We start from the raw sequence: 13,855 nt of genomic DNA, 5'->3' as shown, positions 1-13,855 counted from the left end.
GGCTCCGCCCGTCCCGGCACCGTGTCACCGCCCGCCCCGAGGAACCCTCGCAAACCCCGCCAGCCCGGTACCACGGCAGCCCTGCGAACGCAGAACGGGAGCCGCACCAGCGGCTCCCGTCCATGTCACACGATGCTCAGGCGTGCGCCCGCTTCCGGGCGACACGCTCGCGGTCCTTCTGGTCGAGCATGACCTTGCGGATGCGGACCGCGGTCGGGGTGACCTCGACGCATTCGTCCTCGCGGCAGAACTCCAGGGCCTGCTCCAGGGTGAGCTTGCGCGGCGGGATCAGCTTCTCCGTCTCGTCGGCGGCGGAGGAGCGCATGTTGGTGAGCTTCTTCTCCTTGGTGATGTTGACGTCCATGTCGTCGGCGCGGGAGTTCTCGCCGACGATCATGCCCTCGTACACCTCGGTGGTGGGCTCGATGAACATGGAGCCGCGCTCCTGCAGGTTCATCATCGCGAACGGGGTGGCCACGCCGGCCCGGTCGGCGACGAGGGAGCCGGTGGCGCGCATGCGCAGCTCGCCGAACCACGGCTCGTACTTCTCGAAGACGTGGTGCAGGATGCCGGTGCCGCGGGTGTCGGTGAGGAACTCGGTCCGGAAGCCGATGAGGCCGCGTGCCGGGACCAGCCACTCCATGCGGATCCAGCCGGTGCCGTGGTTGACCATCTGCTCCATGCGGCCCTTGCGGGTGGCCAGGAGTTGGGTGATCGCGCCGAGGTACTCCTCGGGGGCGTCGATGGTGAGCCGCTCAACGGGCTCGTGGACCTTGCCGTCGACCTCGCGGGTGACGACCTGCGGCTTGCCGACGGTCAGCTCGTAGCCCTCGCGGCGCATCTGCTCGACGAGGATGGCCAGGGCCAGCTCGCCACGGCCCTGCACCTCCCAGGTGTCGGGGCGCTCGGTGGGCAGGATCCGCAGCGACACGTTGCCGACCATCTCCCGGTCGAGCCGGTCCTTGACCAGCCGCGCGGTGACCTTGGTGCCCTTGACCTTGCCGGCGAGGGGCGAGTTGTTGGTGCCGATGGTCATCGAGATCGCCGGCTCGTCGACGGTGATGAGGGGCAGCGCGACCGGGTTCTCGGCGTCTGCGAGGGTTTCACCGATCATGATCTCGGGGATGCCGGCGAGGGCGATGATGTCGCCCGGCCCGGCCTCCTCGGCCGGCTTGCGCTCCAGGCCCTGCGTCATCAGCAGCTCGGAGATCCGCACGTTCTGCACGGTGCCGTCGGTGCGGATCCAGGCGACGGTCTGGCCCTTGCGGATGCGGCCCTCGCGGACCCGGCACAGCGCGAGGCGGCCGAGGAACGGCGACGCGTCGAGGTTGGTGACGTGCGCCTGCAGCGGCGCGCCCTCCGTGTACGACGGGGCCGGGATCGTGCTCAGCAGCGTCTGGAACAGCGGCTGCAGGTCGTCGCTGTCGGCGGGGACGGTGCCGTCCTCGGGCTGGCTCAGGGAGGCGACGCCGTCGCGGGCGCACGCGTAGACGATCGGGAACTCGATCTGGTGCTCGTCGGCGTCGAGGTCGAGGAAGAGCTCGTACGTCTCGTCGATGACCTCCTTGATCCGCGCGTCGGGCCGGTCGACCTTGTTGATGACCAGGATGATCGGCAGGCGGGCCTTGAGGGCCTTGCGCAGCACGAACCGGGTCTGCGGCAGCGGTCCCTCGCTGGCGTCGACGAGCAGGACGACGCCGTCGACCATGGTCAGGCCGCGCTCGACCTCGCCGCCGAAGTCGGCGTGGCCGGGCGTGTCGATGATGTTGATCGTGGTCGGGGTGCTGCCGTCGGCGGGGACGTAGCGCACGGCGGTGTTCTTGGCGAGAATGGTGATGCCCTTCTCGCGCTCGAGGTCCATCGAGTCCATGACCCGGTCGACCTGCTCCGCGCGCGCGTGGAACGCGCCGCTCTGCCGCAGCATCGCGTCGACAAGGGTGGTCTTGCCGTGGTCGACATGAGCGACGATGGCGACGTTGCGAAGGTCTGAACGGGTCTGCATGACCCCTATTGTTCCAGGCGACCCCGCGGCGCCGTCACGCACAGTGCGCGATGTGACGTTCGGCGCCCCGCTCATCGTTCCCGCCGGTTCGGGCGTCATAGGGGACAGCGGGCCACGGCCGTCCGCGATAGCGTGCCAGTACGGGGAGGCATCGATGAGCTATGGCGGATTTTACGACGATGACGAGACCGCTGAGCAGCGCTGGGACGATCCCGCGGCGGGGGCGCGCCGGCGGCGCTTCGGGTTGATCTTCCTGCTCGGCGCGCTGGTCGTGGTGGTGCTGGTCGCCATCGGCGGGCTGGCCGTCCTGGTCAAGGGCGACGACCCGGTGCCCGCGTCGGTCGGGGCGCGGCAGTCCTCGGCGGCCGCGCAGCCGAGCGCCGAGGAGAGCTCCCTGGCGGTGGAGACCACGTCCGCGCCGCCGAGCCCGACGCCGTCCGCCACGCCGTCGAAGACCGCCGCGGCGAAGAAATCGATCGCGCCACCGAAGCAGACGGCGCTGCCACCGCCGCCGCCGAAGGTCAGCACCAAGCCCGGCTGCCAGCCTGAGTACAAAGGCACCCAGCTGCCGAAGTCGACGGTCCGCGAGTATCTTGACGCCGCCGCCGTGAAGCAGTTCTGGGGCTCCAACACCCCGGCCGAGGTGCAGGCGATCCGGGTGCCGAAGCGCCTGCTGTACGGGGTCGCCGACCAGGAGAGCGGCTGGCAGTCCAACATCTACGCCTGCGACGGCGGGGTCGGCGTCATGCAGATCATGCCCAACACCGAGACGTGGATGAACCAGCGGTTCGGCACGTCGTGGAAGATCGGCACGCCGCACGACAACGTGATGCTCGGCGGGCAGTACCTCGCGTGGGCGATCCGCTACTTCGGCGAGCAGCTCGGCACGTTCGACATCATGGGCGCCGACCCGACCCTGCTCAACGCGGTGATCTCCGCGTACAACAACGGCGCGGGCGCCGTCGATCTCACCAAGGGTGATGCCGGGATCACCAACTGGAGTTACGTCAACAACGTCAAGGCGCTCATGGGCCGGTGCTGCAACAATTACTAGCCACGCGGCAGCGGCTAACGTAGGGCGGCATGAGGCTCGACCCGGTAGGCCGACTGCTGAAGCTGCCGCCCGTGCTGACCGGGCGGGTCCGCGTCACCAAGGGCATCCCGGTCCGGATGCGCGACGGTGCGATCCTGCGCGCCGACCACTACGGACCGGCCCTGGACGCCGAGCTGCCCACGGTGCTGGTCCGCACGCCCTACGGCCGGGGCGCGCCGACCAACCTGCTGTGCCGGGCCGTCGCGCAGCGCGGCTTCAACGTGCTCATCCAGTCCTGCCGCGGCACCGCCGACTCGGGCGGCACGTTCGAGCCACTGCTGCAGGAGCGCGAGGACGGCCTCGACACGCTCGACTGGTTGCGGTTGCAGCGGTGGTACGACGGCCGCCTGCTCACCTACGGCCCCAGCTACGTCGGGTTCGTGCAGTGGGCCCTGGCCGCCGAGGCGGGTGACGAGCTCAAGGCGATGGCCACGATCGTCACCGCGTCGGACTTCGGCCCGCCCACGTACGCCGGCGGCGCGTTCTCCCTGGACACCGTCCTGACCTGGTCGGCCATCCTCGACGCGCAGCGCGGCGCGCGCCTCGACAACGCCGTCGAGCTGCTGCGCGGCCAGCCGAGGCTGCAGCGCGGCCTGGCCCGGGTGCCCCTCGCCGAGGCCGACCGGATCACCACCGGCGCCGAGATCGAGTTCTTCCAGCGCTGGCTCGCCGAGGCCGACCCGACCTCCGCGTACTGGACGCAGCGCGGCCACACCCACACCCTGCCGAAGGTCACCGCGCCGGTGCTCATGATCGGCGGCTGGTACGACATCTTCCTGCCGTGGCAGCTCAACGACTACGCCGCGCTGCGGGCGGCCGGCGCCCAGCCGCACTTGACCGTCGGGCCGTGGCACCACGGCAGCGCCGGGCTGTTCCAGCACTCCGCGGCCGAGGCGGTCGCCTGGTTCCGCGCGCACACCGGCGGCCCCGAACGCATCCGCGAGCATCCGGTGCGGGTCCACGTCGGGGGCACCGGCGCGTGGCGCGACCTGCCGGAATGGCCGCCGACCGGGAGTCAGTCGCAGCGCTGGTACCTGCACCGCGACGCCGCCCTGAGCCCGGTACCGGCACCGGACGGCGAACGCCTCGACGGCTTCACGTACGACCCGAAACAGCCGACACCGGCGCTCGGCGGCCCCCGGCTCATCGGCAAGATCTCCGGTCGGCGCGACAACCGCCCCCTGGAGGACCGCCCCGACGTGCTGACCTTCACCTCGGCGCCGCTCACCGAACCCCTCGAGGTCGTCGGCCCGGTCAGCGCCGACATCACGGTCCACGCGACCCGCGCCCGACCGGCCGGTGCCGCGCCCCGGGCCGCGGAGGGCGTGCCGTCCTTCGACGTGTTCGTCCGGTTGTGCGAGGTCGACGAGCAGGACCGATCGTGGAACATCTGCGACGGCCTCGCCCGCGCCACCGCCCCCGAGACGGACGCCGCGCCGGACGGAACCGGGCAGGTGGTACGGGTGGAGCTGTGGCCGACCGCGTACCGGTTCGCGGCGGGCCGCCGCATCCGGGTGCAGGTCAGCGGCGGGGCGCACCCGCGGTTCTCCCGCAACCCGGGCACGGGCGCGCCACTCGGCCATGAACTGGAGCTGCGCGCCGTCCGGCAGGAGCTCCTCGCCCCGTCGTCGATCAACCTGCCGGTGCTGGCCTCGGAGCCGGCACCGCCGTCCTCGTCGCAGCCGGCGGGTCAGTCCTCGAACGTGGAGGGGCCGACGTCGGTGTAGCTGCCCGCGTCGGCGTCCCACTCGAACTGCCGCCCCTCGGAGCCGGCACTGACGATCTTGCCGAACGCCGGGTACCGCTCCACGAGCCACTCCAGGTCCGGCATGAGCAGCTCACCGGCGTCGGCGAGCTGCTCGTCGGTCTCGTCACCCACCAGCAGGTTCCACCCGCTGGCCTTGCGGCCGTCCGGCGCGGCCGGCAGGGTGGCGTCCTCGGGGTCGTGGTACACGTACCCGGGCAGCAGCGACTCGTCCTCCACCAGCCGCCGCGACGCGAACGCGATCAAGTAGCTCATGTCCTCAAGTATCCCCGCGCTCGACGGTGACCTCGGCGGTGGGGATCCCCCGCGCCGCCGCCAGCCACTGCGCCTCGGCCTCGACCGCCACCCGGACCGGCGCACGCAGCGACACCCACGGCGCCACGGTCACCACGAGCCGCTTCCCGGCGACCTTGGCCCGCCACGTCCCGGCGAGGTCCCCGTCGAGCAGCAGCACCCCCGGGTTGCCCAGCACCCGCCACACCTCCCGCTCCCGCGCCTTGTCCGGCGTCAGCAACGAGCGGTCCCGCGCCTGCAGGAACGGGTCCGACGACGGCAGCAGGCGTACCCCCGGTGCCGGCTCGGCGGCCACCAACGCGTCCAGGGAGTCCTGCGGTATCCACGCCTTGCGCCCGTCGACGGTGACCTCGGCGAGCCCACCGGGCCACGCCGGCCGCAACGCCGTGAGGGTCGTGCCGAAGTACTTCGCGACGTCGCCGGGCGTGGCCGGGCCGAGCAGCCGCAGGTACGCGTGGATGAGCCCGGACGGGTCCCCGGGCCCGTCGGGGATGCTGATCTGTCGCGGTGTGCCGCGCTGTCCGGGCGTGCCGCTCTGTCCGGGTGCGCTGCTCTGTCCGGGCGTGCCACGGGTCTTGGCCCCGGCGGGTCTGCTCTTGGGCCGCCCGACGGGCAGCAGGACGGTCGTCGCCGCGGTCTCGTCGAGCTGGACGCCGCCGGCGAGCCCGGCCTGCTGGAAGATCGCCCCCGAGATGTGCTGCGCCTTGCACGGCTCGCAGTAGTACGTCAACGCCTCGGGCACCCGGTCACTGACGCCACGGCTCGCGTCGCCCTTCGAGGTCGGCCCGGTCACGACGGCCGCGAACGCCTCGGCGGTCGCCCGGAACGCCGCCATCCCCAGCTTCCCGCCGTCGGGGATCTGCTTCGTCGCGAACCGCGCCGCCGCGTCGGCGTCGCTGATCGGCCACAGCGCCGTGACCAGCCCGGGCAGGTCCGCGGTCCGGTGCAGGTGCCGGGCACCTCGCGCCGACCACACCAGACTCAGCGGCGCGTCGAACCGGCTCGTCCGCGCCGCAAGGGCCTGCCGCGCCGTGCCGGCCGGCACGTTGGCCACCCCCAGGTCGAGGATGTCCAGGTCACCGGGGTCGGCGTCGACCCGTTCGTGCAGCTGGTTGGTGAGGATCCGGTACGCGAGCACCGTCGCCCGCCCGACGTTCGGCATCACCTCATTCTCGTGCCGCCCGCCCCACCCCGCATCCCGGTCGCCTGTCACCCCCGTTGCCCCGCTGAGCCGCGGGGGTGGGGTCACCTCCAGGGGTCGCGCTCGCGTGGAGGGCAGTGAGCAGGGACAGCGCTCGCACGGAGGAGTCGCGCGGGGAACATGCCTGCGCCAAGGGGCGGCGCGCGCAGTAGGCGGCGCGCGGGGCCGGCTGGCGTGCGGGGCGGGCTGGCGTGCGGGGCCCGCGGGCGTGAGGGGCGGTGGGCGATGCGAGGCCGGTGGGCGTGCGGGTCGGGGCGTGCGGGCGGGGGCGTACGGGGTCGGTGGGCGTTCGGGTTCCCGGCGGCGCGGCTTTGCTTGCGTGACGGGCCACGGCAGACGGACGATCGCACCATGACCAGAGACGTGAGCGGTGCCGAGGACGGCTCGGGCGAGATCAGGTTCAGCGATCCCGAGCTGTCGTTCCTGCGGCACGCCAGGTTCGGCGAGCTGCCAGCCAGGGTCCGCCCCGCCGACACGGTTGAACTGGTCGAGACCGACCCCCGGCGCGACTGGCCCGACGTCGGTCCGAGCCGCGAGCAGGCAGAGATCCAAGGCGCCGGCGGCTGAGCCGGGCCCGGCCCGGGGCGTGGGAATGGCTGGCGGCGGGACCGGCAGGTCAGAGCGGCAGGTCGGGGCCGTGGTGCGGGCGGCCGCGGGTCAGGTCTGGACCAGGGGGTGGTACTCCTCCTCGGTGAGGCCGAACGTCCAGGCGACGCCCGCCCGGGCCGTGCGGGTCGTCGGGGGGACGCGCAGCCAGTAGACGCGGCTGGTGCCGTCCGGCTCGGGGGTGCTGTTGATGACCTCGACCATCGTCAGGGGCTCGTCATCGGTGAACGTGAGCTGCCACAGCACGCCGCACGCGTCGGAGCTGAGGCGGCGGGCGCCGGCCTCGCGCAGGTAGCGCTCGTAGCCGAAGTGCTCGAGCATGACGCGGCGCAGCTCGGCGTTGCGCTCGCCGGCGATCTGGGCGTGGGTCAGGTGGGCGAGCCGGTCGACGAGGTCGGACGGGATCGGCATGCCACGCCAGGCGTGCAGGGCGAACCCGTCGCTGTAGTGCAGGGCGGGGGTCTCCGCCGCGTGCAGCCGGCCGACGTTGTCGCGGTGCAGCTCGTCGGGGCGGTCGGTGAGGATCGCGACGTTGGCATACGGCCACCACCAGCCGGCGGAGCGGGCCAGCCCGGCCAGGCCGGCGAGGCGCTGCGCCGCGGCCAGCACCGCCGCGGGGGTCTCGGACCGGGAGTGGTCGGCGCGGGAGTCGCCCGCGCGCGAGGCGGCGGCGTCGAACGCGGCGAGCCACCCCGCGTCGTGCTGCCCGCCGACGGCGTCGAGCAGCACGGCGCGCACGTGGGTGGGCAGCTCGTTGCGCAGGTGGGTGCGCAGCGGCGCGGCGACCCGGTCGTTGACCATCCGCCAGACGTCGGCGCCGCACGCCGCCCACAGCCGGGCCCAGCCGTCGGGGCCGAGCAGCTCGTGGACCTCGGCGCGGGCCGCCGCCCACGGGGTGGTGCGCACCGCCGCGCGGACCGACACCCCGGCCGTGCCCGGCACCGGCGGGCAGCCCTGCGCGCGCAGCTCGTCGGCGACGGTGAGGTCCTCGGCGGCCACGGTCGTGGTGACGCCCAGGCGGGCGGTGGGCAGGGTGAGGCCGGCCCGGGCGGCGCGCCGGGAGGCAGTGGTCATCGGCCGCTCGGGGATGGGGCCCGGCAGGTCACGGCGGCCGGTGAGCACGGCCGCCGCCCTGGCACCGGCCGCCGGTGAGGCGAACCACACCACGTGCGCGGGCTCGGGCAGGCCGGCCGAGCGATACGCCAGGCGGACCGCGTCGGCGGCGGCGTCGCGGTCGGCGGGCGCCGTGGACAGGCCGGCGGCCAGCCACTTCGCCGCGTTGGCGCCGAGCGCCGCGGCGCTGGTCTCGTCGGTGAGCGGGGTCGTGGTCATCAGTCGGCCACCGGACGCCACGAGCCGGGCACGTACTCACGCTGGCGGATGATCCGATAGGTGCCGGCCGGGACGGCGATCGTGGCGTGCTCCTCGTGCACGACCCGCGCCCGGGTCACGACCTTGACGAACAGCCGGTCGATGTCGTCGCGGTCGGCGAGCAGCAGCGTGTCGGGGCCGACGATCACATGGGCGTGGCCGGTCGCCTCGCCGCGGGCGAGGATCATGCGGCCGGAGCGGTCGCGTGGGGCGGGCACCGCGGTCGCCGGCACCTCGCCGGCGGTGATGGGCACCAGCAGGACGTCACCTTGTCGATACACGGGCCGGACCTCCCCAGCGGGAAACAGATGTTCGAACCAGCAGATCGCACGATATCCGGGGGGTACGACAGTTTTCCGCCCGGCGTCCCCGCCCGTTTTCGACAACGCGTCCGGTCAAGCCCATAAGCGACTCTGTACGGACAGCGCGTGACCAGACAAATATGGAAATACCCGGCCGTAGCCATCGAACAGGGTCGCGTAAAGCGGGAAAAGACGGGACCATGAATACCTCGCGGCGCAAGGGGGTGCATCATGCAGTCGACACTCGCGGTCCTGTGTCCGTTCACGCCGCGTCTCTCACCACACGTGGACTCGGTGCAGCGCTGGTCGTTGCACTGGGCCACGCGGCACGGCCTGCTGGACCGGCCGGGCGCGCGGGCCGCGTTCGCCAGGGCCAGGTTCGCCAACCTGATGGCCCGCACGTATCCGGATGCCGGCCCCGCCGATCTGCGGCTCGCCACGGCGTGGCTGATCAGTGTGTTCGCCCTCGATGACCGCCTGGAGCGTGCCGGCGGTCCGGCCGCGACACGCCACCTGGTCGATGAGGTGCAGCACCTGCTCCGCGACACCGCAGACACCGGACGTCAGGAGGACGGCCAGGACGAAGGCCAGGACAGGCCGAAAGGGCATCTGCGCGCGATCGGGGAGGTGTGGCGCCGCACCCGGGAGCGGGTCAGCCCGGCCTGGCGGGAGCGGTTCACCGGCCACGTCGGCGACTACCTGGAGGCCACCGTCTGGGAGGCCGGCAACCGGGCCGCGAACCGGCCGCCGTCCGTGGCCGAGTATCGCGTCATGCGCTTCCGCACCGCCGCGGTCGACATGTTCTTCGACCTCATCGAGCCGCTGCACGGCGTCGAGCTGCCCGCGGAGGTCCTCGCCGACCGCGACTTCGCCGCGATGCGCCGCTCCGCCGGGATGATCACCGCGATCTTCAACGACCTGGTGTCGTGGCCGAAGGAGGAGGCCGCCGGCGACCACCACAACATCGTCCTCGCGCTGCGGCACGAGCGGCGCCTGCCGGTCGAGGCCGCGGTGCGGGCCGCCGTCGGCGAGCACGACACCCTGGTCGAGGACTTCATGGCGGCCCGCGAGCGGTTCGCGGCCGGACCCTTCGCCGAGGACCAGGCGGTCGCGGCGGTGGCCGCCGACTTTGCGCACTGGATCCGCGGCAACGTCGACTGGTCGATGGAGTCCGGCCGGTACACCCCGGCCGAGCACGCCGGTGAGGGCAGGCCGATCGCGATCCCCGCGCACCGCCGGCCTGTCGAATAAGCCGCGCGCCGCCCGCTCATCGGGCAGACCGCGCACCGCCGGCCCGGCGGACACACCGCGCACCGGCACCCCGGCGAGCACACCGGCCGGTCAGCGCGAACGCTGACCGGCCGGCTTTCCGGTGCGGTGGAGAGTGGAGCTCAGATGGTGCGCCGCTGCTCGTCGTCGGTCTCCCGCGTCATGTCCGGGGCCGCCTGCATGGCGTCGGAGCCGGGCACATCGGGGGAGCGGGTCGCGGCACCGGGCGGCGTGGTGCCCGGCGCGATCCAGGAACCCGGCTTCGGCGCACCGGTGCCGGGCGCACCGGGGGTTCCGGTGGAGGGCGTGCCGGTGGTCGTACCGGTGCCGGTGGAGGGCGTGCCGGAAGGCGTACCAGTGCCGGTGGAGGGCGTGCCGGAAGGCGTACCAGTGCCGGTGGAGGGCGTGCCGGAAGGCGTGGCGGAAGGGGTACCAGTGCCGGAGGGGACCGCGCCGGAAGCCGGAACGGTGCCGGACGCCCCGCCCGCACCCGGCTGCTCCACATCGCCGCGCCAGGCGCCGCTCTCGGTGCCGCGGTGCTCGATGAACTCGCGGAAGTTCGCCATGTCGGCCTTGATCAGCCGGTCCACGATGCCGACCCTGTCGGCGACGTTCTCGATGAACCCCTCGGGGTCGATGTCGAGCTGCGCGGTCACCCGGCTGTGGGTGTCGTCGAGCCGGTGGAAGGTGACCACACCGGCGTGCTTCGGACCTTCGGTCGAGGTCCAGGCGACCCGCTCGTCCGGATGCTGCTCGGTGATGCGCGCGTCGAACTCGCGGCGTACCCCACCGAACTCCACCACCCAGTGCAGCCTGGTGTCGTCGAGCTGGCGGATCTCCCGCACGCTGTTCATGAACGCCGGGAACTCCTCGAACTGGGTCCACTGGTTGTACGCGGTCCGGACGGGCACGGCCACGTCCACGGTCTCCACAACCTGACTCATGAGCGATCACTTCCTCTCGGTGCTCACTTTTGGCTACCCCCGCAGGGTGAGGGCAAACCCGCACAAGGTGTGCGACCGGCAGCCGCCGTACGCTGGCTGAATGGGCGATCGTGGAGCATTTCGCCTACGGCGTCATCACGCCCGCGCTCGCCGTCGCCCTGTCGTTCCTCGGCTGCCTGCTCGGCGTCTTCATCGCGGCCCGTTCCAGGGCGTCCAGCGGCGGCAGCAGGGCCAGGTGGCTGACCCTGTCGGCGGTGGCGATCGGGGGAGCGGGCACCTGGGTGCCGCACTTCATGGCGCTGCTGGGCACCGACGTGCCGAACTCGGTCCTGCGCTATGACGTGCCGATCACCGCGCTCGGGTTCGGCATCGCAGTGGTGGTGTACTGCCTGGGCCTGTACATCGTCGGGTTCGGCCGCCCGACGCTGTGGAAGGTGCTGCCGGCCGGGGTCGTCACCGGGCTCGGCCTGACCGCGGTGTACAGCACCGCGCCGCTGGCGATGCGGGTGGCCGGGACCGTCGGCTACGACCCGGCGACCGCGACCGCCGCTGTCGTGGCCGCGGTGGTCGGGGCGACGGTGACGCTGTGGTGTGTGGCGACGGTCCGGGGCAACCGGGCGCGGGTCGCGGCCGCAGTGATCATGGCGGCGGCGGCGTGCAGCACGCACTACGCGGCGCTGTCGGCGGTGCGGGTGCAGCCCGTCCCGTCGCCCCTGGAGATCCGGGGCGCGGGGCCGCTGGAGCTGCTCACCCCGGTCTGCGTCCTGGCCTGCGTGCTGCTGAGCGTCCTGGCGTACGCGACCGTCGGGTTCTCCGTGCGGCAGAACACCGCCTCGGAGGAGGAGCTGCTGCGCCGGGCCCGCGACATGTACTCGGTGGCGACCCTGCACCGCGCGGTGGCGGCCCGGCACGAGGAGAGGGACCGCGGCCGGGCCGCGGTCCCTCAGTGACGCCTCGCCGTACGCCTTACTTGAGCGCGGCTGCCGGGTCGGCGGCCACCTGTGCCAGGCGCTCCGGGCTCACCGCGCCGGCCAGGACCCGGCCGTCGTCGGTGATCAGCACGCTGAACAGCTTGCTGTTGAACGTGTGTCCGCCGTTGCCCAGCGGGAGCTGGTTGATGGCGTCCTGGACCTGCTTGGCCTCCGCCGGGTCCGTGGTCGCCTGCGCGGGCTGCCCCGTCCGCACGACCAGGACCGACGTCCAGCCGGTGCCGATGACCGTGCGCTTGGGCTCCGTACCGGCCGGGTGCTGCTGCTCACCGGCGGTGGCCTCGGCCTTCGCCGGGTCCGCCTCCTCGACCTTGGTGCCGGCCGGCGGGTTGAACACGAACTGGGCGTCGTCGGGACGGGTGAAGCTCACCTGCGTGAACGCCACCTCGAACGCCGGGTTGGAGTCACCCTTGGCCAGGACCTGCACGCGCAGCGGCAGCTTCTCCTGAGCGTCGATCGCCAGCCGTACCTGGCTGATGAGCGACGCCGTGTCACGCGGGCGCAGGATGAGCTCGTACGCGTCCCGGCCGGCGATCTTCGCCGAGTTGCCGATGGACACCTGCGTGGTCGGGTCGATCGCCTTGAGGGCGAGGTCGGCCGCTTCCTGCGGGCTCTTCGGCATCTCGCTCGGGATCGCGCCGGGGGTCTTCGCCTCGCCGCCGGTGCTCTTGTAGTGCTGCGCCTTGCCGGACTTGCTGTTCCAGGTCCAGGTGTCGGCGCCGTTGTGGATGATGTCGCTCTGGCCCTGCGTGCCCAGCAGTGACAGCCGGGCCTTGTCCGGGCCCGAGTACCACACGCGCAGGGTGTGCTTGCCCGACACGAGCGACGTGAGCTCCGAGCTCTGCTCGCCCAGCAGCGACGGCAGGGCCGGCAGGCCCAGGTCCGCCCGCTCCACGACGGTGCCGGACAGCCCGTCCAGGTGCGCGGTCTGCAGGTCGACCAGCAGCTGCGCGGCGGTGCGCGGCGGCAGGTTCGGCTCGGCGGCGACGGCGAGGGTCTTTGCGGCCACGCCCGCACCTACCACCGCGACCGCGGCCAGCGCGGGCACCGCCCACCGTAGGACAGGTCGTGACGTGAACTTCGACATTGGGTACACCTCCTGCCGACCATGGTGCTCGGGGTCGGCTGTGACATCGCTGAGACCGCCTGTGCGTTCGCACAGCACAGCGTGCCACGCTGGTCCCCGTGCGGCTGCTGGTGGTTGAGGACGAGATTCGGATGGCGGGCGCGCTGCAGCGCGGCCTGCAGGCGGAGGGCTTCGCCGTGGACGTGGCCGGCGACGGGCCGACAGGCCTTGAGCTGGCCAGACACGGCGGCTACGACGCGGTGATCCTGGACATCATGCTGCCCGGCCTGTCCGGGTACCGGGTGGTGTCGGCGTTGCGTGCGGAGAAGAACTGGGTGCCGGTGCTCATGCTCTCGGCGAAGGACGGCGAGTACGACCAGGCCGACGGCCTCGACTGCGGCGCCGACGACTACCTGACCAAGCCGTTCTCGTACGTGGTGCTGGTCGCCCGGCTCCGGGCGCTGCTGCGCCGGGGCGCGCCGGAACGCCCGAGCGTGCTCACCGTGGGTGAGCTGACCCTCGACCCGGCGCGGCGGCGGGTCACCAGCGGCGGCGAGGAGATCGTGCTGACCGCCCGGGAGTACGCGCTGCTGGAGTACCTGATGCGCCGCCCGGGGCAGGTGGTGTCCAAGACGGAGCTGCTCGACCACGTGTGGGACGCGAGCATCGACACGGCGCCGAACGCGGTCGAGGTGTACGTCGGCTACCTGCGCCGCAAGCTCGGCCGCGACGTTCTGGAGACCGTCCGCGGCGCGGGTTACCGGTTGCGAACGGCATGAGCGGGCCGGAGCGTAGCGGAGGGGCTGCGAATCAGCAGGCTCAGGGGCGAAGGTCAGGCCGCCGGAGCGGGGCGGAGGTGGCATGAGCGGGCCGGAGCGTAGCGGAGGGGCTGCGAATCAGCAGGCTCAGGGGCGAAGGTCAGGCCGCCGGAGCGGGGCGGAGGTGGCATGAGC

12 protein-coding genes and 1 pseudogene are annotated in these 13,855 nt (G+C 72.7%); 6 read left to right on the top strand and 7 right to left on the bottom strand.

The features are described 5' to 3' along the window. Positions 1 to 136: 136 nt before the first annotated feature. Entirely contained in the window at positions 137 to 2,002 is a 1,866-nt protein-coding gene (gene typA, locus AB0H83_RS07315; RefSeq protein ID WP_360088308.1) for a translational GTPase TypA, read from the bottom strand. Between the two features lie 154 nt (positions 2,003 to 2,156). Between typA and AB0H83_RS07310 the strand changes: the two genes are divergently transcribed. Continuing rightward, complete coding sequence (locus tag AB0H83_RS07310; RefSeq protein ID WP_360088305.1) at positions 2,157 to 3,056, top strand: lytic transglycosylase domain-containing protein; 900 nt, start codon at positions 2,157 to 2,159, stop codon at positions 3,054 to 3,056. 29 nt (positions 3,057 to 3,085) lie between these two features. Next, complete coding sequence (locus AB0H83_RS07305) at positions 3,086 to 4,822, top strand: CocE/NonD family hydrolase (protein ID WP_360088302.1); 1,737 nt, start codon at positions 3,086 to 3,088, stop codon at positions 4,820 to 4,822. Here the strand turns inward: AB0H83_RS07305 and AB0H83_RS07300 are convergent. Both AB0H83_RS07300 and AB0H83_RS07295 read right to left on the bottom strand, forming a co-directional pair. Next, positions 4,786 to 5,115, bottom strand: coding sequence for a hypothetical protein (locus AB0H83_RS07300; protein ID WP_360088299.1), 330 nt, complete (start codon positions 5,113 to 5,115; stop codon positions 4,786 to 4,788). The two genes, AB0H83_RS07305 and AB0H83_RS07300, sit on opposite strands and share 37 nt — an antisense overlap. Before the next feature lie 4 nt (positions 5,116 to 5,119). Next, positions 5,120 to 6,316, bottom strand: coding sequence for a crosslink repair DNA glycosylase YcaQ family protein (locus tag AB0H83_RS07295; RefSeq protein ID WP_360088296.1), 1,197 nt, complete (start codon positions 6,314 to 6,316; stop codon positions 5,120 to 5,122). A gap of 390 nt (positions 6,317 to 6,706) precedes the next feature. On the opposite strand from AB0H83_RS07295, the gene AB0H83_RS07290 reads away from it, so the two are divergent. After that, positions 6,707 to 6,922, top strand: coding sequence for a hypothetical protein (locus AB0H83_RS07290; RefSeq protein ID WP_360088293.1), 216 nt, complete (start codon positions 6,707 to 6,709; stop codon positions 6,920 to 6,922). A gap of 90 nt (positions 6,923 to 7,012) precedes the next feature. On the opposite strand, the gene AB0H83_RS07285 is transcribed toward AB0H83_RS07290, so the two are convergent. Both AB0H83_RS07285 and AB0H83_RS07280 read right to left on the bottom strand, forming a co-directional pair. Continuing rightward, the gene (locus AB0H83_RS07285; RefSeq protein ID WP_360088290.1) at positions 7,013 to 8,293 is read right to left on the bottom strand and encodes a DUF6745 domain-containing protein; all 1,281 of its coding nucleotides are present in this window, start codon (positions 8,291 to 8,293) and stop codon (positions 7,013 to 7,015) included. Further along, positions 8,293 to 8,613, bottom strand: a complete 321-nt coding sequence (locus AB0H83_RS07280) for a hypothetical protein (RefSeq protein ID WP_360088287.1) — start codon at positions 8,611 to 8,613, stop codon at positions 8,293 to 8,295. The genes AB0H83_RS07285 and AB0H83_RS07280 overlap by 1 nt, the downstream gene beginning before the upstream one ends. 252 nt (positions 8,614 to 8,865) lie before the next feature. Here AB0H83_RS07280 and AB0H83_RS07275 point away from each other — a divergent pair, with 252 nt between their 5' ends. After that, positions 8,866 to 9,885: a hypothetical protein gene (locus AB0H83_RS07275; protein WP_360088284.1), complete on the top strand. Its 1,020-nt coding sequence runs from the start codon at positions 8,866 to 8,868 to the stop codon at positions 9,883 to 9,885. Positions 9,886 to 10,394: 509 nt separating this feature from the next. Here AB0H83_RS07275 and AB0H83_RS07270 read toward each other — a convergent pair. Then, positions 10,395 to 10,847: pseudogene (locus tag AB0H83_RS07270) on the bottom strand (SRPBCC family protein); the annotation flags it as partial. Between the two features lie 110 nt (positions 10,848 to 10,957). Between AB0H83_RS07270 and AB0H83_RS07265 the strand changes: the two are divergent. After that, the gene (locus tag AB0H83_RS07265) at positions 10,958 to 11,797 is read left to right on the top strand and encodes an MHYT domain-containing protein (RefSeq protein ID WP_360088281.1); all 840 of its coding nucleotides are present in this window, start codon (positions 10,958 to 10,960) and stop codon (positions 11,795 to 11,797) included. A gap of 16 nt (positions 11,798 to 11,813) precedes the next feature. Here AB0H83_RS07265 and AB0H83_RS07260 read toward each other — a convergent pair whose 3' ends face one another. Then, a complete protein-coding gene (locus tag AB0H83_RS07260; RefSeq protein WP_360088278.1) occupies positions 11,814 to 12,923 on the bottom strand; it encodes a sigma-E factor regulatory protein RseB domain-containing protein in 1,110 nt (369 codons plus the stop codon). Positions 12,924 to 13,021: 98 nt separating this feature from the next. Here AB0H83_RS07260 and AB0H83_RS07255 point away from each other — a divergent pair, with 98 nt between their 5' ends. Beyond that, positions 13,022 to 13,681 carry a response regulator transcription factor gene (locus tag AB0H83_RS07255; protein ID WP_360088275.1) on the top strand — a complete coding sequence of 220 codons (660 nt, stop codon included), beginning with the start codon at positions 13,022 to 13,024 and terminating at the stop codon, positions 13,679 to 13,681. The last annotated feature ends 174 nt before the right edge of the window (positions 13,682 to 13,855 follow it).

The organism is Dactylosporangium sp. NPDC050688 (genome assembly GCF_040654515.1).
Classification (GTDB): Bacteria; Actinomycetota; Actinomycetes; order Mycobacteriales; family Micromonosporaceae; genus Dactylosporangium.
This window is presented reverse-complemented; position numbering and strand designations above follow the sequence as displayed.